This window comes from Actinopolymorpha sp. B11F2, from assembly GCF_040195635.1.
Taxonomy (GTDB): Bacteria; Actinomycetota; Actinomycetes; order Propionibacteriales; family Actinopolymorphaceae; genus Thermasporomyces.
The window spans coordinates 324,232-345,076 of record NZ_JBEFTX010000007.1 but is presented as its reverse complement, the minus strand read 5'-3'; the positions used below and the strand labels follow the sequence as shown (position 1 = coordinate 345,076).

The 20,845-nt window shown below is 69.6% G+C and carries 14 protein-coding genes and 1 pseudogene; 9 read left to right on the top strand and 6 right to left on the bottom strand.

What is annotated here, in order from left to right:
- Positions 1-143: 143 nt before the first annotated feature.
- Positions 144-1,328 (top strand): pyridoxal-dependent decarboxylase, encoded by a 1,185-nt coding sequence (locus tag ABN034_RS15935; RefSeq protein ID WP_349691785.1) that lies wholly within the window; start codon positions 144-146, stop codon positions 1,326-1,328.
- 14 nt (positions 1,329-1,342) lie between these two features.
- Positions 1,343-5,773, top strand: a complete 4,431-nt coding sequence (locus ABN034_RS15930) for a cation-translocating P-type ATPase (protein ID WP_349691784.1) — start codon at positions 1,343-1,345, stop codon at positions 5,771-5,773.
- Positions 5,774-5,835: 62 nt separating this feature from the next.
- On the opposite strand, the gene ABN034_RS15925 is transcribed toward ABN034_RS15930, so the two are convergent.
- Positions 5,836-6,759, bottom strand: a complete 924-nt coding sequence (locus ABN034_RS15925) for a DMT family transporter (RefSeq protein ID WP_349691783.1) — start codon at positions 6,757-6,759, stop codon at positions 5,836-5,838.
- 213 nt (positions 6,760-6,972) lie between these two features.
- Here ABN034_RS15925 and ABN034_RS15920 point away from each other — a divergent pair, with 213 nt between their 5' ends.
- Positions 6,973-7,875 (top strand): LysR family transcriptional regulator, encoded by a 903-nt coding sequence (locus ABN034_RS15920; RefSeq protein WP_349691782.1) that lies wholly within the window; start codon positions 6,973-6,975, stop codon positions 7,873-7,875.
- Here the strand turns inward: ABN034_RS15920 and eno are convergent.
- A complete protein-coding gene (gene eno / locus ABN034_RS15915) occupies positions 7,863-9,206 on the bottom strand; it encodes a phosphopyruvate hydratase (protein ID WP_349691781.1) in 1,344 nt (447 codons plus the stop codon). The genes ABN034_RS15920 and eno overlap by 13 nt on opposite strands.
- A gap of 116 nt (positions 9,207-9,322) precedes the next feature.
- On the opposite strand from eno, the gene ABN034_RS15910 reads away from it, so the two are divergent.
- A complete protein-coding gene (locus ABN034_RS15910; protein WP_349691780.1) occupies positions 9,323-9,565 on the top strand; it encodes a hypothetical protein in 243 nt (80 codons plus the stop codon).
- Positions 9,562-9,891, top strand: coding sequence for a hypothetical protein (locus ABN034_RS15905; protein WP_349691779.1), 330 nt, complete (start codon positions 9,562-9,564; stop codon positions 9,889-9,891). Before ABN034_RS15910 ends, ABN034_RS15905 begins: the two co-directional genes overlap by 4 nt.
- A gap of 19 nt (positions 9,892-9,910) precedes the next feature.
- Here ABN034_RS15905 and ABN034_RS15900 read toward each other — a convergent pair whose 3' ends face one another.
- From ABN034_RS15900 to ABN034_RS15890, 3 genes are read right to left on the bottom strand one after another with little or no spacing between them, the layout of a single operon-like run.
- Complete coding sequence (locus ABN034_RS15900) at positions 9,911-10,834, bottom strand: carbohydrate ABC transporter permease (protein WP_349691778.1); 924 nt, start codon at positions 10,832-10,834, stop codon at positions 9,911-9,913.
- Positions 10,831-11,826: a carbohydrate ABC transporter permease gene (locus ABN034_RS15895; RefSeq protein ID WP_349691777.1), complete on the bottom strand. Its 996-nt coding sequence runs from the start codon at positions 11,824-11,826 to the stop codon at positions 10,831-10,833. The genes ABN034_RS15900 and ABN034_RS15895 overlap by 4 nt, the downstream gene beginning before the upstream one ends.
- 4 nt (positions 11,827-11,830) lie before the next feature.
- Complete coding sequence (locus ABN034_RS15890; RefSeq protein WP_349691776.1) at positions 11,831-13,150, bottom strand: ABC transporter substrate-binding protein; 1,320 nt, start codon at positions 13,148-13,150, stop codon at positions 11,831-11,833.
- A gap of 163 nt (positions 13,151-13,313) precedes the next feature.
- On the opposite strand from ABN034_RS15890, the gene ABN034_RS15885 reads away from it, so the two are divergent.
- Positions 13,314-16,427: a discoidin domain-containing protein gene (locus tag ABN034_RS15885; protein ID WP_349691775.1), complete on the top strand. Its 3,114-nt coding sequence runs from the start codon at positions 13,314-13,316 to the stop codon at positions 16,425-16,427.
- 46 nt (positions 16,428-16,473) lie between these two features.
- Positions 16,474-17,367, top strand: a complete 894-nt coding sequence (locus ABN034_RS15880; RefSeq protein WP_349691774.1) for a pentapeptide repeat-containing protein — start codon at positions 16,474-16,476, stop codon at positions 17,365-17,367.
- Positions 17,368-17,421: 54 nt separating this feature from the next.
- Here ABN034_RS15880 and ABN034_RS15875 read toward each other — a convergent pair whose 3' ends face one another.
- Complete coding sequence (locus ABN034_RS15875) at positions 17,422-18,654, bottom strand: MFS transporter (protein ID WP_349691773.1); 1,233 nt, start codon at positions 18,652-18,654, stop codon at positions 17,422-17,424.
- Between the two features lie 64 nt (positions 18,655-18,718).
- Between ABN034_RS15875 and ABN034_RS15870 the strand changes: the two genes are divergently transcribed.
- Together ABN034_RS15870 and ABN034_RS15865 are read left to right on the top strand one after the other, a co-directional pair.
- The gene (locus tag ABN034_RS15870; RefSeq protein ID WP_349691772.1) at positions 18,719-19,099 is read left to right on the top strand and encodes a MerR family transcriptional regulator; all 381 of its coding nucleotides are present in this window, start codon (positions 18,719-18,721) and stop codon (positions 19,097-19,099) included.
- 61 nt (positions 19,100-19,160) lie between these two features.
- A pseudogene (locus ABN034_RS15865) lies at positions 19,161-20,789 on the top strand (ATP-binding cassette domain-containing protein); the annotation flags it as partial.
- Between the last annotated feature and the right edge of the window lie 56 nt (positions 20,790-20,845).

The following is a 20,845-nucleotide window of genomic DNA, read 5'->3' as shown; positions in this document are numbered from 1 at the left end:
TAGGCCTCGCCGCCGCCGTGCCGCAGATCTCCTACGCCGCGGCAATCGGACTCTTCCGCTCCGTCGTAGGCCTCATCCTGCTCGTCCTCGCCAACCAGATCGCACGCCGATTCGCCAGATCCAGCCTGTGGTAAGAGACGGGCGTGGCATTACCGCACGCAAACCGTCATGGGCGATGCGAAAACATCGACGTCAACCCGCTCTTCACCCGTGCCGGTGAGGAGAGCGTCCCACGCGACCGCTTGCCCGAACGGGAGACGCTGCCGGACACGGCGTACCAGGTGATCCACGACGAGCTTCTGCTCGACGGCCATGCTCGACAGAATCTCGCGACGTTCGTGACCACGCGGATGGAGCCGCAGGCGCGGCAACTCTACGCGGAGTCGGCGGACAAGAACATGATCGACAAGGACGAGTACCCCATGACGGCGGCGATCGAGGAGCGCTGCGTCCACATCATCGCCGGCCTGTGGCACTGCCCGGAACCACGCCGGACGATGGGTGTCTCGACGGTCGGCTCGTCTGAGGCCTGCATGCTCGCCGGACTGGCGCTGAAGCGTCGCTGGCAACGGTCCCGCCGGGCGGCGGAGAAGTCGACCGCGACACCCAACATCGTCTTCAGCTCCGCGGTCCAGGTGGTGTGGGAGAAGTTCGCCAACTACTGGGAGGTCGAGCCGAGATACGTACCGGTCACCGAGGAGCGGCCCAGCCTCACCGCGCAAGGCGTCCTTGACGCGGTGGACGAGAACACCATCGGTGTCGTACCAATCCTCGGCGTCACGTACACCGGCGCCTACGAACCGGTCGCGGACATCGCGTCCGGGCTGGACGGTCTGCACCACCGCACGGGGCTCGACATTCCGATCCACGTCGACGCCGCTTCCGGCGGTTTCGTCGCGCCATTTCTCCAACCCGACCTGGATTGGGACTTCCGGCTGGGGCGGACCGGTTACACCCGTGTGCAGGAGTCCTGCCGGGAGGTCGCGGCGTACCTCGCGAAGGAGCTCGCCGGTCTCGGACGGTTCGACGTCGTGGGGGACGGCACCGATCTGCCTGTGGTGGTCTGGCGGCAGGCCGGGCCGGCGCGCCGCTGGGATCTCTACGACGTGTCGAACAAGCTGCGCGAACGTGGCTGGCTGGTCCCCGCGTATCCGTTGCCGGCCGACCTGCAGGACACCATCGTCACGCGGGTCGTCGTTCGCAACGGGGTGTCGATGGACCTCGCGCACCTGCTGGTGGCCGACATCAAGGACGCCGTGGGTTTCCTCGACCAGTTGGAGGCACCGATGCCGCGGGTGGGACGCGACACCTCGACTTTCCACCACTGAGGAAGGGGTCGAGGGTGTCTGCTTCCCAGCGGTCCGTACGCCATGCCCGGAAGTCCCGGCGGATCTGGGTCGGCAATGGTCGCGCGCATGTCGAGATGCGAGGGATCGACCGGCCTGGCAGCGAGCAGGCGGCTCGCGACGTCGAGGCGGCACTGGTCCGTCGCCCGGGAGTGAGCTGGGTGGCCGTGAACGCCGTGCTCGGTCGGGTCATCGCCGCCTGCACGGGAGATGCGGCCGACATTGCCGGCCTGGTCGCGACGATCGAGGAGGTGGAGGATCGGCACGGGCTGGGTGACGTGGGATTTCCCGACCGGCCGGTGCATCCCGCCGACCACGAGGCGGAGCGACGCCAGCTTGTGGCCTTCGCCACCGATCTGGCCGGTCTTGGTGTCGGTGTACTCGGGCGGTTCGTACGGGCTCCGCGCCTCCCGGCGGAGATCGCCGTCCTGCCCACACTCGTCGCGTCTACACCCCGGGTCCGGCGGGCCATCGAGTCGGTGCTCGGCCCGTCCGCAGCCGGTCTGACCCTGGTCCTGACCGGAGCGGTGGCCCAGGGCTTCGCACAGAGTCCGGTGGGTCTGATCGTCGACGCGGCGACCAGGCTGTCGCTGGCGCGTGAGGCCGCTGCGCGCCGCCGAGTCTGGACGGAGCGGGAGCCCGACCTTTCCGCGCGACCGGGTGACCACCGCACGGCTGCGGTGGAGGTTCGGGCCCGGGTCGCGATGCCCCCAGGATCGGTGGAGCGCCACGAGGACCGCGCCGGACTGGCCGGTCTCGTGGGCGCGTCCATGGCGTGCCTGGTCAGCGGTGGCCTTCGGCGGCCCTTGTCGATCCTTGTGTCGGCGATGCCCAAGGCGACCACCGTCGCCAGGGAGGCGTTCGCCGCCCACGTCGGTCGGGTCCTCGCCGACCGGGGCGTGGTGCCGTTCGACAGCAGCGTCCTGCGCCGGCTCGACCGGGTGGACACCGTGGTGGTCGACTCCCGCGTACTGCTCACCGGGAGGTACGCCTGCGGTCCCGTCGTACGGCTGGAGGACCAGGCAGACCCGAAAGGCCAGGACCCGAACGGCGAGGACCCGAACGCCTCGGCCATGGCGGCGAGGTTTCGGGCCCGGGTCGACGCCATGGTCGACCCGGGCGACCCGGGCGCCGTACGCCGGCAGGGCGAGTGGATCCTCGGTCCCCTCGCGACGGTGGCTCCCCAGGAGGCCGAGGTGGCGGCGGCCGCGGTCCGGCAGGTACGCAGGCGTGGGGCGGTCGTCCTCGGCCTCGTCAGGAAGAACCGGCTGGTCGCGGTCATTGCCGCCGAACCCGAGGTGTCCCCGTTGGCCGACGCGTTGGTCACGGCCGCCCGGTCGGCGGGCGAGCTGGTGATCGCGGGGAGGGGAAGCGGCCTGGCTCGCCGCTTCGCGGTCGACCGGGTGGTGTCGTCGGGAAGCCGGCTACCTGCCGCCGTCCGCGCACTGCAGGCCGAGGGGCGGGTCGTCGCGCTGGTCGCACCTGGCCCGGGGGCGGCGCTCGTGGCTGCGGACTGCGGGATCGGTGTCCTCGAACCGGACCGGCAGCCGCCTTGGGGAGCGGACCTGCTGTGCGGGCCGGGGTTGAGCGAGGCGTGTTTCGTTCTCGACGCAATCGGTGTCGCGCGGGGCGTCTCCCAACGTGCTGCTCTGCTCGCGACCTACGGCTCGGTGACGGCCGGTCTGCTGGCCCTGATGGGACCCCGGGCGGGAGCGACCGAGCGGGCCACCCTGGCCGTCAATGTCGCGTCCGGGGCCGGATTCGTCATGGGTACGTGGGCGGCCCACATCTTCGCCCGGCGGCCCGCGCCCGTGCCCGCCGATGTCACTGACTGGCATGCCCTGACGGTGGACGCCGTACTCGGGCGGGTGGACAGCTCGCCTGAAGGGCTCTCGCCCGCCGCGGCCGCCGACCGGCTGAGCTCCCGACATGACGTCCGCGATCAGGAGGAGCCGGGTCTGGCGCGGGCGTGCCTGGATGAGCTGGCGAATCCGCTGACGCCGACGCTCGCCGCCGGGGCGGGAATCGCGGCCGCGAGCGGTTCGGTGTCCGACGCCGGACTGATCGGTGCAGTGATGGCGTTGAACGCCCTGGTCGGGGGCGTCCAACGGGTCGGAACGCATCGGGCGATCCGCCGGCTCGAGGAGGCCAGTGCCGCAACGGTCCGCGTCCGCCGGAACGGGAAGGAGCTCGACGTGCCTCCCGACACCGTCGTCGTGGGGGACATCGTTCTGCTCCAGGCCGGTGACGCGGTTCCCGCCGACTGCCGGATCGTCGAGTCGAGCGCCCTGGAGGCCGACGAGTCGAGCCTCACCGGGGAGTCCCAGCTCGTCGTCAAGTCGCCGGCGCCGTGCATGGCGGGGCACATCGCCGATCGCACGTGCATGCTGTACGCGGGGACCGTGGTCGCGGCGGGACAGGCGGCGGCTGTCGTCGTCGCGACCGGCTCGGCGACAGAGGCGGGCAAAAGTGCGGCGGCCGCCAGCGGACAGCGGCCGGAGGGCGGCGTTCAGGCGCGGTTGACGAAGCTGGTACGCGCGACGGTCCCGGTGGCGCTCGGCAGTGCAGCCGGCCTGGTCGGCCTCGGGCTCCTGCGTGGGCGGCCGCTGGAGCAGAGTCTCGGCACCGCGGTCAGCCTGGCCGTCGCCGCCGTACCGGAAGGGTTGCCGGTTGTCGCCACGGTCGCCCAGCTCGCCGCGGCGAGGCGCCTGTCGTCGCGTAACGCGCTGGTCAGGAACCCGCCGACGATCGAGACGCTCGGCCGGGTCGACATGCTGCTGCTCGACAAGACGGGGACCCTCACCGAGGGCCGGATCCGGCTGCGTCGGGTCTCCGACGGCGTACGGGACGCTCCGGTCGATGCACTGGACCCGTACAGACGGGCGATCCTCGCGGCCGGTCTCCGGGCGAGTCCGGAGCGGGTCAACGGCAGGGCGCAGCCGCATCCCACCGACCGCGCGGTCGTCGACGCAGCGGCGCAGGTAGGCGTGCTTGCCCGCCACGGCGGACTCGCTCCCGGAGACGACGCCGGGTGGGAACTCGTCGACGACGTACCGTTCGAGTCCGGCCGGGGCTACCACGCCGCCCTGGGGCGAACCGCCACCGGGATGGCGCTGGTCGTCAAGGGCGCACCGGAACAGGTCCTGCCGTGCTGCGTGTCATGGCGCCGGAGCGGCGCGGTGGATCCGCTCGACGCCGCCGCGCTCGACGCCATCGAGACAGAGGTGGACCGGCTCGCCCGCGACGGCTACCGCGTGCTCGCGGTCGCCCAACGCGCCGCTTCCAGTCGGCAGGACCTCACCGAAGACCGGGTCGAACGCCTGGAGTTCCTCGGTCTGCTCGCCCTCGCCGACCAGGTACGCCCGACGGCAGCGGACGCCGTGTCCACCCTGCGGAGTGCCGGGGTGAGCGTCGGAATGCTCACCGGCGACCACCCCACGACCGCGGAGTCGATCGCGGCCGAGCTCGGGATCCTCGACGGTCGGCGCGTACTCACCGGCGGCGAGCTCGACCTGATGAGTGACGCCGAACTGCGGACGAACCTGCCGAAGGTGTCGGTCTTCGCCCGGGTGACTCCCGCGCACAAGGTCCGCATCGTGGGGGCGTACCAGGCGTGTGGCAGCACCGTCGCCATGGTCGGAGACGGTACGAACGACGCGCCGGCGATCCGGCTCGCCGACGCGGGCATCGCGCTCGGCAAGTACGGGACGAACGCCGCCCGCGAAGCCGCCGACGTCGTGGTGACCGACGACCGGATCGAGACCATCACCGACGCGATCGTCGAGGGGAGGGCGATGTGGGCGTCGGTGCGGGAGTCGGTGGCGCTCCTCGTCGGAGGGAACCTCGGTGAGATCGCCTTCACCCTGGGCGCCGGCCTCCTGGCACCGGGCGGATCGCCACTCAACGCGCGGCAGCTGCTGCTCGTCAACCTGTTCACCGACATTCTGCCGGCCCTGGCTCTCGCGGTCCGCCCGCCCACCCACACCACACCGGAGGCCCTGCTGCGCGAAGGCCCGGATGCCTCGCTTGGTACCGCGCTCACCCGCGACATCCTGCTCCGTGCCGGGCTCACCGCGGCGTCCGCGACGGGGGCGTGGCTGGTCGCTCGGGCGACCGGAACGCAGGCCCGGGCGAGCACCGTGTCGCTCGTCGCGCTGGTCGGTACGCAGCTCGGGCAGACGGTCGCCACGGGCTGGCGGAGCCCGCTGGTCGTCGGCGCGAGTGCGGCCTCGGGCGCGGCGCTGGCGGCGGTCGTCCAGACCCCGGGAGTCAGCCACTTCTTCGGCTGCCGACCGCTCGGTCCGGTGGGATGGGCGACGGCACTCACATCGGCCGGTCTGGGTACGGCCGCCGCGGTTGCGGTGCCCGCTGTGGGCGCCCTCGCTCGACTGGTCAGGCGGAAGGTCCGCACGGATCCCGTGCCATGACGACCGCGCTGACGGGGCGAGCGCTGGAGCGGCCGGTCGGGCAGCCACTCGAGCGAGCGGTCTCAGCGGCGACGGCTGATGGCCACGCCGAGCAGGCACAGTGCCCCGCCCACCATCCCGAGCACGGTCGGCAGCTCGCCGAGCAGCAGCCAGGAGAGCACGATCGCGATCGCGGGCACGGTCAGTGTCGTGGCGGTCATCCGTCCGGCGTCGGTACGCGCGAGGGCGTAAGCCCAGGTACTGAAGGCGATGGCGGTGGGAAACACCCCCAGGTAGACGACCGCCGCGATCGCGCTGGTGGGCGCCGCCATGCTCTGGGCCACGAACTGTGGTGCGAAAGGCAGTAGCACGACCGCCCCGGTGGCGCAACCGAGGAAGGTGGCGGTCAGCGTGTCGACCCGGCGCAGAGCGACCTTCTGCATGAGGACCCCGGCGGCGTAGAGCAGCGCGGTGACGAGGCCGAGCACGATGCCGATGCCATCGTTCACCGACTCGCCCCCGGAACCGCCGAGTGCGATCACCACGACGCCGAGGAAGGCGATCGCGATTCCGATCACAAGGGGTCGGGCGAATCCCTCTCCGAGGAAGAGCCCCGCGAAGACCGCGACCAGGATCGGTGCCACGTTGACCAGCAGCGCGGCCGTGCCGGCGTCGAGATGGCGTTCGGCCAGGTTGAGCACCGCGGTGTAACCGGCGAACCAGATGACTCCGTACCCGATGACGAGCGCGAAGGCGCCGCCACGAGGCAGCGGGGATCGACAACGCCACGCGAACGCGCCGAGCACCAGTGCGCCCACCGCGATCCGCCCGAAGGCGAGCGCACCGGGGGAGTAGGCCGTTCCGATCATCCGGATCCCGACGAAGGCCGAGGCCCACAGCAGAACGGTGACCAGCGCAGCGACCACCGCGCGGTGCCGAGTCGCGGAGGAAGGGACCGGAGCGCGCGTCGACGTCGTGACCATGCCGCCGTCGGTGTTGCCGGGCACCGTGCCTCCTGCGATGTCGTACGCCTTGTGCGGAGAGTAGGTCGTGCGGACGTCGGACCCGGCCGAAGTGACGGCGGGGGAGCAGCACGTGCGTGAACCACGCTGTCAGGACCGTCGCCAGGAGCTCCTACGCGGTTCATCCTCACCCGCCACACTCGACAGCACAAGCGAACGTTGCTACATGTCTGTTCAGTAACGCTGTACAGTCAGTCCATGCTCGACGCTCATCGACTGCGCATCTTCAGGGCGGTTGTGGCCTCCGGCTCGGTCAATCGGGCCGCGGCGAACCTCGGATACACACCTTCGGCGATCAGCCAACATCTCGGTGTCCTCCAGCGCGAGACGGGTCTCCGGCTGCTCGAACGCGACGGTCGAGGCATCACTCCCACGGTGACAGGACGGCTTCTGGCCGATGAGGCGGCCGCCGTACTCGAACGGTTGGCCGCCCTCGAGTCGATGGTCGCCGACCTGCGCGAGGGTCGCGTGGGGAGTCTCGCGGTGAACTACTTCGCCTCCGCGGGCGCGGCCTGGATACCTCCGGTGGTCGCGACGCTCACCCGCGAGTTCCCCGAGCTGCGCGTCGACCTGCGGCTCATCGAGCTGGTCGACGACCATCACGCCACACCTGACCTGGAGATCTTCGTCCGGGACTCTGCCTCAGGCCCACCGCGGGGCTACGACGTGCGCCCCGTGCTCGACGACCCGTACCTGGTGGTGCTGCCCTCGAGTCATCGGCTGGCCGCCCGGGATGCTGTCCCCCTGAGAGAGCTTGCCGACGATGCCTGGGTGGACAACGACTACGGCCGAGGGCCGTGCCGGCAGGTGGTGCTCGACGCATGCACCTCCGTCGGCTTCAGCCCAGGATTCCAGGTCGAGACCCCTGACTACCCGACGGCCATCTCGTTCGTCGCCGCTGGCATCGGGATCACCGTGGTGCCGCGCCTGGGTATCGGGACACTGCCGACCGGACTCGTCGCGGTTCCGATCGTCGACCCGAGCCCGACACGCCATATCGCGGTGCGGGTCCGTGAGTCGTTGCGCGACAATCCCGCCGCGCGTCGGTTCGTCGACCTGCTGCTCGACCAGGTCGGCGTCAGATCGGTTCAGTACGCCTGACCACGCAGGACGCCCCGGTGGGCGACTACGGCGGCCTCGCCCAGGTCGTGTTCGAGCTCGAGCAGCCGGTTCCACTTCGCGGTCCGCTCCGAGCGGGTCGTCGAACCGACCTTGATCTGTCCTGATCGCCATCCCACCGCAAGGTCGGCGAGCCAGGTGTCCTCGGTGTCGCCTGAGCGGGCGCTGACCACCGTCGCGAGGCCGGCCTGCTGGGCCCGGCGAAGGACGCGTTGCGCCCGGGTCAACGTCCCGGCCTGGTTGGGCTTGACGAGCACGGCATTGGCCGCCTGGCAGGCGATACCCTTCTCGACCCGATCGAGATGCGTCGCGAACAGGTCGTCGCCCAGGAGTTGGCAGTCCTCGGGCAAGGTACGAGCCGCGAGTGTCCAGCCCTCCCAGTCGTCTTCGTTCAGGACGTCCTCGAGCGACACGATCGGATACCTCTCGCACCAGCGCCCGACCTCCGCGAGCCAGCCGTCCCGGTCGAGGATTCGGTCCTCACACCGCAGGTGGTACGTCCCGTCGGCGGTGCCGAACTGGCTCGCTGCCAGGTCGACGGCGAGTGCGACGTCGTGTCCGGGCGTCAGGCCCGCGGCTTCGATACCGTCCGTGACGAGCGCAAGTGCGGCCTCGTTGGTGGGAAGCGGCGCGGCAAGGCCGCCTTCGTCGGCCACGAGGCCCGTGCCGTCGCCGCGCGAGTCGAGGAGCGCTGCGGTCGCGGCGCGCACCCGCTCCACGAGTTCGAGTCCGTACGCGAAGGTGCCGGCACCCACCGGCACGGCCAGGACGTCCTGGATGTCGATCGCCCGGGCGGCGTGGGCGCCGCCAGAAAGGATGTTGACCATCGGCATCGGCAGCAGGACCGGTTCCCTCGGCTCCCCGGCCGTCGGCTCCCCGGCCAGCGGAGTCGGCCCGGCGAGGGATTTCCACAGCGGCTGGCCGAGCGCCCGTGCACCGGCGATCGCGGTCGCCAGCGAGACCGCCAGGACAGCGTTGGCGCCGGCACGGCGAAGGTCAGGCGTTCCGTCGACCTCTTCCAGTCGACGGTCGACGTCGACCTGGCAGGTCGCGTCGAGTCCGATGACCGCCGGCCGGAGTTCGGCGCGGACGGCCTCGACCGCGCCGCGCACACCCCACCCGCCGTACCGCGTTCCACCGTCCCGGCGCTCGACGGCTTCGTGGCTGCCGGTCGACGCGCCGGACGGGACGATGGCCCGGCCGACGGCACCGCCGGCGAGGTGGACCCGGCAGGCGACCGTCGGCCTTCCCCTGGAGTCCAGTGCCTCCCAGGCCACGACGTCGGCAATCTCGGTGGAACGACTTCCGGTCACAGGGTGTCCTCTCGTCGCGGCTCAGGGTGCCGTGATCGGGGTCGGGACGGAAGTCTCTGTCCACGTCCCGGCTGGCCCTCTTCCGCTTCGGTCGTACCATCGGTCAGACTGCAGGTATGACCGTGAAGTTGGGCATCTCCCTGCCAGACGACACCCACGCCCGTGCCGCCGCACACGCCAAGCGTGCCGGAACCTCCCTGTCGAGGTGGATCGACGAGGCGCTGCGAGTCGAGCTCGCCCGCCGCGATGCCGCCGAGCACGTGGCGATGCTCGAGAGCAGCGATGATCCGCACACCTTGCGGCGCCGCGCCACCGCCCGGCGCGACGCCCTGACCACTTGGAAGCAGTCCACTCGTTGACCGGACCGGAATCCGAGCATCCCCGTCAGGGCAGCGTCTACATCTCCGACAAGTCGCCGCTCACCGGAGAGCGGGAGCTCTACGCCGTGGTGTCCGCGGACACCTACAACGCCGCGGCGGGGCCGACCGTGCTCGTCGCCGAGATCGAGACCGGAACGCGCTACCGCGCCACGGCGTATGCGATCGAGACCGACTACGGCGTCGTCCTCGCCGATCGGGTGGTGTGGCTTCCGCTGGAGATGCTCGGGGAGTACTTCGGGTCCCTCACCCCGGCGCAGTGTGCTCACATGGTCGGCGGCCTCGTCTCCATCGTCCGAGGCAGGTGACGAGGCCCCGCCATGAGTCTCAGCGAATTCCCGCGCTGCCCGCGCCGAGGTTGACCTGGTAGATGTACTTCTGGCTGAAGAAGTAGACCGCCACCATCGGTACGGTGAGGAGGAGCGCACCCACCATGACGAGGTTGTACGGCGGAGTCTGGGCATTCGTGGAGGTCCCGGAGAGGAACTGCACGCCGAGCGCGAGCGGATACTTCGTCTCGGTGTTGAGGTAGATGAGCGGCCCGAAGAACCAGCCCCAGGAGAACGAGAAGCTGAACACGCCGACGGCGACCACCACCGGTTTCATCAGCGGTAGCACGATCCTGGCGAAGATGCCGAAGTAGCCGAGCCCGTCGACCTGGGCAGCCTCGTCGAGCTCGCGCGGGATCCGGGTGACGAACTGCCGCATCAGGAAGATGTTGTACGCACCGCCGAAGAGGTTCGGCACGATCAACGGCCACAGCGTGTCGATCCAGTCGAGCTCCCGGAAGAGTACGAACTGCGGGATGATCGTCACCTCGACCGGCACCATCATCGTCGACAGGAGAACGACGAAGAGCGCCGAGCGCCCGGGCGCCCGCAACCGGGCGAAGGCGTACGCCACCATCGCGCTCACGAACATCTGTCCGAGACAGGCGAAGGTCACGATGATGAGACTGTTGAGGATCCAGCGCGCCATGTGCGCATCCGAGCTCAGCACCCGGACGAAGTTGTCGAACTGGAACTCGCGCGGAATCAGCGTGAACGACACCTTCTGCACGGTCGCGTCGCTGGACAGCGCGATCGAGACCATGAAGACGAACGGCGCGGCGAGGACCGCCGACACCACGGTGAGGACGCCGTAGGACACGGTGGCGTCGCGTCCGCGGCGCGTCCCCACCGCCTGGCTCCGGCGCAGCCCACCGTCGGGCGCGTCCTGGCGCGTCACCGCATCGTCGACCGGCGTGCTCATCGGGCAACCTCCGACTCGTAGAACACCCAGCGCGACGACGACCGGAAGACGACCGCGGTGCAGATCATGATGACGGCGAACAGCAGCCAGGACAGCGCGGAGGCGTAGCCCATCCGGTAGTTCTGGAAGCCCTCCTCGAAGACGTACGGCACGAGCATCTGGCTCGCGTTGTTCGGCCCGCCACCGGTGAGGATGTAGACCTGGCTGAACACCTGGAACGCGCCGATCAGACCCATCACGACGTTGAAGAGGATGACGGGCGACAGCATCGGCAGGACGATCCGGAAGAACCGCTGGCGCGGGCTGGCGCCGTCGATGGTGGCGGCCTCGATCAGCTCGGGCGGGATGCCTTGCATGCCGGCGAGCAGGAGTACGACGCCGGTGCCGACGCTCCAGATCGACATGAGGATGAGAGCCGGGATGACCCACGTCTCGCTGAGCAGCCAGGCAGGGCCCTCGATGCCGAGCAGTCCGAGCCCGCGGTTGATGAGCCCGGCGTCCGGCGCGAGGACCCAGGTGAACAGCATCGCGCTCGCCACCAGGGGCACGAGCGCCGGCAGGTAGACGATTGTGCGGTAGAACCGCATGCCAGGAAGCGGCTTGTGCAGCAGGGCCGCGAGCGCGACCGACAGCACGGTCGACACGGGCACGGAGAGGAACGTGTAGAAGGCGGTGTTGCGCAGCACCTTCCAGAACAGTGGATCCTCGCCGAACATGCGGATGTAGTTGTCCAGGCCAACCCACTCAGGAGGCGTGAGCAGGTCGTAGTCGGTCATGCTGAGGTAGAGCGACGCGACCATCGGGCCGGCGAGGAACACGACGAATCCGACGATCCACGGCGAGGCCATGAGGTAGAACCACAGGGCCTCGCGCCGCCCCTGCGTCCACCAGGGCCGGTCGCCCGGTCGCCGGGGACGCCGGCCGCGGACCGCCGCACGGCGTGCCGGAAGGGCACGTGGTGCGGCGGTCGGCTGCTCGGTCTGGGCGTTCACCGTCCTAATCGCCCTGGCTCATTACCTGGTCGAGCCGCTCCTGGATGGTGTCGAGCGCCTCCTGTGGCGTGACCTTGTTGTTCATCATCAGGTCGATGTTGTCGGTGCACACCTTGAGCATCTCGTTCCACTGCGGGGTGAGGGGCGGTACGAAGACCGCGTCGGAGGACTCGGCGAACGCGCCCATGTTGACCTCGCGGGTCGCCCATTTCGGGGAGAGGAACGCGTCGCTCTGCTGCACCTGGACGTTGGCCGGTGCGTCCTCGGCGTTGTCGATGATCGGTCGCTGGCCCTCTTCGCTGGCCATGAACTCGATCACCTTCCATGCCTCGTCGGGGTGCTCGGAGGTGCCGGAGATGGCGAGCCCGTTGAAGAAGGCACTCGTCGCCGGTTGCTTGCCCTGCCAGAGCGGGGAGATGTCCCAGTCGAGACCCTCGACGCTGTTGGCGGCGGCGATGTTCCAGAACCCGGTGATCTCCATGGCGAGCTTGCCCTGGGCGAAGAGCTGGTCAGGTCCGACACCCTCGCCGTAGTTGGCGAAGTCGCGCGGGGTGGGGGAGACCTTGTGCTTCCAGGCGAGGTCGTTGTACCACTGCATCGCCTCGACGTTCTCCGGGCTGTTGATGACCGGTTTGCCGGAGGCGTCGAGCACCTGGCCGCCGTTCTGGTACATGAAGCTCATCCAGTAGGGCCACCACGAGATCGTGGCGAATCCCCACTGCTTGACCTCGCCACCTTCGCGGATCGTGAGCTTCTGCGACGCGGCGAGCAGGTCGTCCCAGGTCCAGTCGGCGGTGGGGTAGTCGACGCCGGCGTCGTCGAACATCTTCTTGTTGTAGTAGAGCACCATCGCGCCGGACCGGTCGGGCACGGCGTACTGCTGCCCCTCGTAGGAGAAGATCTTCGCGGTCGTCTCCCCGAACGTCGTCGTGAGATCGAGCTTGCTCGACTCGAGGTGCTCGTCGAGGGGGAGGATCTGGTTCTTGCTCGCGAAGGCAGGCACGTGTTCGGCGAGTTCGAGGATGTCAGGGCCCTTGCCGCCGGCGATGGCGGTGGAGACCTTCTGGGAGTACTCCTCACCACCAGGCGACATCTGCAGGTTCACCTTGATGTTGGGGTACTTCTTGTGCGCCATGGCGAGGCGCTCTTCGTAGACCTTCTTGTCGACGTCACCGCCCCAGGCGGTCATGGTGAGGGTCACCGGACCGTCGGAGGACTCGGCCGGGTCGGACGACCCGCACGCGGTGGCGATCGAGAGGGTGGCGAGTAGGCCGGCGCACATCAGCGCGAGCGCGCGGCGGTGGGGGGTGGTGGCGGATGCCATCCGGTCCTCCTGATCAGCGGGATGGACGACCAGCTGGAGCGTCTGCCGGCGGAGATTAAATCATATTTCACGATTATGCAAGCTCTTGGTGATCTTCGATAAATCGTACTAATCAACTAGACTCCACGAACCTGCCTGCCGTCGGTGTGCCCGGAGGTGCCCTGTGTCGCGTCGGGTGCGTGCTGTCCTCGTGTCCCTGCTGGCCGGCCTTGCCGGGATCGCCACCCTGGCCGGCCCGGCCACCGGTGCACCCGCGCCGGAAGCGGTTCCGTCGGCGTCCGCGCTCCCGGCCGGTTCCGAGGACGCGCTGGCGAGGTCCTACTACCGCCTGTTGCTCGAGAACACCCGCTTCCAGGAGAGCACCTGGGATCCCGCACTGGGTTCGTACGGCATCGAGAACTGGGATGTCATCGGCACCCTCGGCAACGCGATCCTGCTGAAGTTCGGCACCTACGACGAGAACGTCGCGGGTGTCGACAAGGCCACCTTGCACCACCACACCGTGGCCAGCATCGCCAAAGCCGTTGCGCGCAACAGGTTCGTCGACCCGGCGGGGGGCACCTGGGGCGCGAAGATCTACTGGGACGCCACGATGGAGTCCTACCTCGTCGACGCCGCGCATCTGATGTGGGACGACCTCGACGACACGACCCGGGCGAACGTCGACACGATGACGCGCGGCGAGGCGAACTACCTCGCCGACGTCGGCGCGAATCCCACTGACCCCAGCCGTGAAGGAGGGACGACGAACGGTCTCACCGGCGGCTACGTCAAGGACACCAAGATGGAGGAGATGGGTGCCCGCACGATGATGCTGTCGGCGGCGGACGCCTACCTGCCGGACGATCCCGCCGCGCCGAGATGGCGGGAGTGGCTCGACCGCTGGACGCTGAACATGCCGGGCCTGCCGGTCGCCGACCAGGCGAACCCGGCGCTCGTCGGTGGCCGGCCGATCTCGGAGTGGAACACCGCGCAGAACGTGTTCGACACCTACGTCTCGGAGAACCACGACACGTGGAACGGGATCTACCAGGCGGCCAGCGGTATTCCCGGCCGGAACGTCCCGCGCTATCTGCTGACCGGCCGCCCGATCCCGCAGAGTCAGCTGACGCTGCCGAACAACGACGAAGTGACCGGCGTACTCAACCGGCTCGGGACCGACGCCGGGGTGCCCGCCGAGCACATGATCGGCGACCGCCAGCACATCTACGGGAGAAACCTGCTGCCGTTGACGTACCGCGCGATGGTAACGGGTGACCCGATGGCCGCCCGGACCGAGCGGATGCTCGCCGAGAAGCTGAAGCCCTACGTGGCGTGGGAGCCCGCGGGTCGGCTCGTCAAGTCCAGGGAGGGCACGAAGTACGAGACGGAGGCACGCGCGGAGGTCGCCTACGCCTATCTGCTGCACTACTGGCGGGACCAGTTGGCCGGTGACGTGGAGCCGGTGAGCGAGCGGGAGTACTTCGCGCGGGCGTCGGGTGTCACCGACTTCGGCCCCGTCCCGGGCCATGTCGCGCACCAGACCGGGCGATCGCTTGCGATCGGGGTGACCAAGCCCGCCTACACGAAGTTCGCGTTCCTGCCGAACCACGACGACTGGTTCGTCAACCCGGCCAGCAAGTCGCCGGCGTTCCTGCCGTCGGTGGCCACGGCGGACTCCTTCACGTCCCAGAGCTACACGGCCGTCCGCGACGGTGTGGACGCGAGCGCCACGGTGGTCCGGCGCGGGGCGTCCTACGCCGGCTACACGACCCTTCCGGACGGCTCGGTTGTCTACGCCACGACCGGAACCGGCGACGACGAGGGATACCTGCGGCTGTTCAACCTCGACATGCCGGGCATGGCAGGGCTCGACGGCGACCGGACGTTCACGACGGCGACGCAGAAGGTGACGCTCGAGCCGGACGGGTACGGCCGGGGCGGCACGGAGACGCTGGACTTCCCCGCGACGAAGGCGCGACACCTGCGCATGGTCGGCGTACAGGCACAGTCGCAGTGGGGCTACTCGATGTACGAGTTCGAGGCGTACGGGCCCGGTAGCGATGTCAACCTCGCCTTGACAAAGCCGGCGACGGCCTCGTCGTTCTTCGGTGAGTCCAGCGCGCCGGTGATGGCCGTGGATGGCGACCGGGCGACCAGATGGGCGAACTCCGCCGCGGAGCGTCCGACGATGAAGGCGTGGTGGGCGGTCGACCTGGGCTCCGAGGTCGACGTCGACCAGGTGAAGATCCACTGGCAGCAGGACGCCTGGCCGTTCAACTACCGGATCGAGGCGTCGTCTGACGGTGAGACCTGGACGACGGTCGCTAGCGTCCCGCGGTGGAGGAAGCTCAGCGGTGACTGGCTCAACGTCGACGGTCGTGCCGGGTTCGTGGTCAAGGGTTCGGAGAACCCCATCGGTGTCGCGGCCGAGTCGATCGCGCTGTCGCAGGGCCCGGCGAGCGGTGCGGCCGCCATGGTGGTGCGTGGTTATCCGGCGCAGAAGCCCGCGGAGACCGCACAGCTGGCGCGCCTTCCGCAGCCGGCTGGCGGTCCGGCGGGGCTGCGTGCCGCCCTGAGCGGGAAGTACCTGTCGCTGTTCAACCTGGGCGACACCGCGCTTGACAAGGCGGAGTTGACGGTGCCGCAGGCTGGGTCAGTGCGCCTCGTCTACCGGGGAAGCCAACAGATCTCCGATGGCGGCCTTACCTACGCCGTCTCGCTCGGCGCCGGAGCCGCCGCCGTCGAGCCGCCTCGTTTCCAGGTGACCAGCGAGCGGTCCCTCACGGGCCTGACGATCGAGGTGGCCGACTCGCAGACCGTCCGGATCCGTGGTGGTGCCACTGACTCGGCCGTACGCCTCGAGTCGGTCGCCACCGGCGAGGCCCACACGGTCGCGGTCGCTCCGGGACAGACGGTCCCGGTGTCCTTCGCGAAGGGCGTGCCGACGCCGACGACAGACCTCGCCCGTGACCGGATCACCTACCCGGCCTCGCCGTTGCCGGTGGGGATGAGCGACCCCGACCGGGCGGTGGACGCCGATCCGAAGACGGCATGGGTCCCGGGCGGATCCGATCGCCGGATCGTGGTGAACCTCGCGGCGGAGCGGCGCGTCGCCGCGGTCACTCCGCGCTGGACGTCGGGCCGGGTTCCGGCCTACGCCGTGGAGGTTTCGGTTGACGGAGTGAACTGGCAGCCCTTCACCGAGGGAGCGCAGGCCAGGTACGCGTCGGTGAGGGTCGGCGCGTGGCGATCCGGCGACGCCGGCCTCGCGGAGCTGGCGGTCGCGCCCGGGTAGGCTCGCTCGGGTACCAACGTCTCCGATCCGTCAGGGTCCGTACGAATTGCCCGAAGAACTCCGTTCCGCGACACCCGACGAACGCCGTCGCCGGCTGCGCGCGGACTGCGCACGCTGTGTGGGGCTCTGCTGCGTCGTGCCGGCCTTCGCAGCTTCGTCGGACTTCGCGATCGACAAGGACGCCGGGAAGCCGTGTCCGAACCTTCGCACCGACTTCCGGTGCGGCATCCACGAGCAGCTGCGGGACAAGGGTTTCCCAGGGTGCACGGTCTATGACTGCTTCGGCGCCGGGCAGCACGTCACCCAGGTCAGCTTCGGCGGCGGGGACTGGCGCCGGACACCGGCGATCGCCGGCCGGATGTTCGAGGTGTTCCCGATCATGCGGCAGCTCCACGAGCTGCTGTGGTACCTGTCCGAAGCGCTCACGCTGGACGCCGCTCGGGGATTGCATGGCGAGCTGGGTGCCGCCCTCGACGAGACCGAACGCCTGACCCGCGGCGAACCCGACGACCTTGTCGCGTTGAACGGCGCCGAACACAGGCGGGGCATCGCCAACCTGCTCCGGCGGACGAGCGCACTGGTGCGCGCCGAGGCGGGCCGATCGACACCCGACCATGCGGGTGCTGACCTCATCGGCAAGGAGTTTCGTGGTGCCGACCTGCGTGGTGCCGACCTGCGCGGGGCGTTCCTGATCGCCGCCGACCTGCGTGGTGCCGACCTGCGTGGTGCCGACCTCCTCGGGACAGACCTGCGGGGCGCGGACCTTGCCGGTGCCGACCTCGCCGGCGCCATCTTCCTCACCCAGCCCCAGCTCGAAGCGGCCAGGGGCGATGTGGCCACCAGACCGCCGGCGCAGCTGACCCGGCCACGGCACTGGACCGGGTCGGGCGACGCGTACTCACGGGGTGGCCGATCCGGACAGACCAACTCCACGACATAGTGCACGACCCACGAAGCTGGCCGCGCCTCCCGGCGGTCGCTGAGAGGCGACGGATCACGGACGTCCTGGAGCATCGGTGCGCCTCGGCGCGACAGCGGCGAAGCCGTGGGTGCGTGCGGCGACCACGACGACGAGCACCGGCGCGAGGAGGACGAGCACAGTCCAGGGAAAGCTGCCGGGGCCGAGGTGGTCGAGCAGGATCCCGCCGGCAACGCCGCCGGCTGCCATGGCCGCGTTCCACAAGGTGACGAGCATGGCCTGGGCGTCGTCGGCCGCGTCGCCGCCGGCATCAGCCGCGGCGGTCTGCAGGAGAGTGGGTACGCCTCCCCACCCGAGTCCCCACAGCGTCACCGCGACGTAGACGAGGGCGGGAGCGTCGGCGAGCACGGCCAGAATGGCGGCCGCCACGGCGACCAGGATGGTGCTGGCGATGCTGAGGGTTCGCAGCCGCCGATCGATGTGCGCGCCGACGATCCAGATGCTCAGCATGGAGGTGACGCCGAATGCCAACAGCACCACGTCGATCGCGTCTCCCATGCCGACCTGGCCGAGGAACGTCGCGATGTAGGTGTAGAGGATGGTGTGGGCCAGGACGAACACCCCGGTGACGAACAGAACCGGTGCCACACCCTCGATGCTGAGCACACGGAGGACCGGCCTTCGGCCACCCGACCGCTGGCCGGGGTAGTCCGGGACCGCGGCCACGATCCATCCGACGAGGGCGATGGCGAGCACGCTCATCAGGGAGAACGTCACCCGCCAGCCGAACGCGCCGCCGAGGAAGGTCCCTGCCGGCACTCCCAGCGACAGTGCGGTGGGGATTCCGGCCATGACGATCGCGATCGCCTTGCCCTGCAGTGACGCAGGTGCCATGCGCCGGGCGTACCCGACCAGAAGCGCCCACACCAGCCCCGCGGCAACCCCGGCGACGAACCGGGACGCCATGGTCAGCGGGAAGTGGGCCGAGGCTGCTGTGACGGTGTTGGCAACGGCGAACCCCGCGACGCCGGTCAGCAACAGGTGCTTTCGCCGCCACCCTGCTGTCGCCGCGGACAGCGGGATCGCCGTGGTGGCAGTTCCGATGGCGTAGATCGTCACCAACTGCCCGGTCGTTGCCTCGCTGACGGCGAGGTCGGCGCTCATTCCCGGCAGGACGCCGGCAGGGAGGGCCTCGGTGAGGACCGTGAGGAAAGCGGCCGTGGACAGCGCCATCAGCGCTCGCAGCGGCAGTCGCTGGTTGTCGGTTAGGGCGTCGGAGCCGGCTGATCGGGTCGCGTGGTTTCGCACGCTTGGTATCGTCAAACGGTCACATCGATGTGAAGGTCAAGCGACATGGTGTGAGGTCGATCACGTGCGAATCGGGGAGCTGTCGGACCGCACCGGCACATCCCGCCGACTGCTGCGCTACTACGAGGAGCAGCGCCTGATCGTCGCGCGTCGATCCCCTAACGGTTACCGGGACTACGACGAGTACAACGTGGACCGGGTCCTGCAGATCAGGGGCTTGCTCGATGCCGGGCTGCCGACCCGCATCATCAAGCAGATCCTCCCCTGCCTCGACAAGCCGCGGGTCATCTACTTCTCCGACGCGACACCGGAGATGATCGCCACTCTGGAACACGAACGCGACCGCATGACCCAGCGCATCACGTGTCTGACCCGCAACCGGGACGCCATCGCGGACTACATCGACGCGGTACGCAGCGAGGTCCGCCCGGACGTGACGGGATGAGTGAGGGTCCGCCGGGTGTCGAGGCCGCGCAGCGTAATGACATCTCGCGGCGCCTGCCCCTATGCTCTCGACCTCCGGGTCCCATCCGGACATCAGCGGGGTCGACAACGAGGGGGACCAGCGGGTGCGTCGTTCGGTCGTGGCGGCCACCGTCGCGATGTTGCCTCGTGTCAGCCTTCGGCTGACCATTGCCGTCGCAGTCGCCAGCGTCGTCGAACCCCTGCTGGGATTCGGCTTCATGCTGGCAGTCGGCCACCTCGTCGCCCAGATCCCCACCCTGGTAGGGGGTCAGGACAGCGACTGGGCATCCGCCCTGGCGTTGGTCGCCGGGATCTACGTCGTCCAACAGGCTCTCGCGTCGGTGGCTGCCCTCGCCGACTGGCGCCTTGGCCGACTGCTCAACCATCACCTGGACGACCGCGTCCTGGTCCTGCTCCAGGCACCGTCAGGGATCGCGCATCTGGAGGACTCCCGTATCCGGGACCTGGCAGCGGAGGTCGCCGACGGTCTGGGAGCGGGCTGGTGGCGGCCGGCGAAGACGCCCGCCGCACTCCGCAACCTCGCCTCCGGCGGGCTGGGCCTTGTACTTGCGTTCGGTGTGGTGATCTGGCTGCAGTGGTGGCTCGGACTGTTGCTGGCGGCCGCCGCCTGCTGGGCGCAGTACTCCGTACTCCGGAACAGCCTGGACATGATTCTCGGGTTCTCGCAGTCGAGCGGCGAGACGGAGTTCCGTCGTCTGGAGTACGAACGGGATGTCGCGGTGTCGCCGCCCAGCGCGAAGGAGATGCGGCTGTTCGGCTTCGCGTCCTGGGCTCTCGACCGCTGGGAGACGCGGCTACGACGCGTACTCGCCCTCGACCTGAAGAACATCGCCCGGGTCACGCCGTCCGTCGTCCTCTCCGTCATTGCGCTGTGCGTCGTGACGGCCGGAGGCTTCGCCTGGGCGGCGCTGGAGCTGGGTCGTGGTGAGCTCGGTCTGGCGGCCGCGACGGTCGCGGCGCAGGCGGTCCTGGCGCCCCTGGCACAGTTCGGTCCCGGCGGCCAGGCGGTCATCAACCTGACGCTGTGCACTCAACCGGTCCGGTCGTTGCTCGACCTGGAGAGGAAGATCCGCGAGCAGGCCGCTCCGGTCCAAGGGGCGGCCGAGACTCCATCGTCAGGCTCGGAACAACCTCCCCTTGGAGACATCCGGCTGGAGAACGTGAGCTTCCGCTATCCGGGCGCTGACGTCGATGTGCTGCACGACCTCAGTCTCACCATTCCGGCCGGGACGTCCGCCGCCATCGTCGGCCTCAACGGCGCCGGGAAGACCACCCTGGTCAAGCTGCTGTGCCGCTTCTACGAACCGACGAAGGGCAGGATCACAGTTGGCGGCACGGACTTGAGCGGCGTGCAACCGAGCCGCTGGCAGCGCAAGGTCGCCGCGATCTTCTCCGACTTCGCCCGCTACCCGGCCAGCGCCCGGGACAACGTCGGGTTCGGTGACCTGACCGCGTCCACCGACCGGATCGAGGACGCCGCCGAGCGCGCGGGTGCCGGCGACCTGCTCAGCACGTTGCCGGCGGGATGGGACACCGTGCTGAGCCGCGAGTTCACCGACGGGACCGACCTGTCCGGCGGTCAGTGGCAGCGGGTGGCTCTCGGCCGAGCCCTGCTCGCCGCGGACGCCGACGCGACGTTGCTCGTCCTGGACGAGCCGGCGGCCAACCTCGACGTCCGTGCCGAAGCCGACCTCAATGAGCGCAT

What these genes read in the sequence shown, in the direction of transcription:
- ABN034_RS15920 (WP_349691782.1), top strand. Translation starts at nt 6,973, where the DNA reads ATGCTCGACGCTCATCGACTGCGCATCTTCAGGGCGGTTGTGGCCTCC.
- ABN034_RS15910 (WP_349691780.1), top strand. Translation starts at nt 9,323, where the DNA reads ATGACCGTGAAGTTGGGCATCTCCCTGCCAGACGACACCCACGCCCGT.
- ABN034_RS15900 (WP_349691778.1), bottom strand. Translation starts at nt 10,834, where the DNA reads ATGAGCACGCCGGTCGACGATGCGGTGACGCGCCAGGACGCGCCCGAC.
- ABN034_RS15890 (WP_349691776.1), bottom strand. Translation starts at nt 13,150, where the DNA reads ATGGCATCCGCCACCACCCCCCACCGCCGCGCGCTCGCGCTGATGTGC.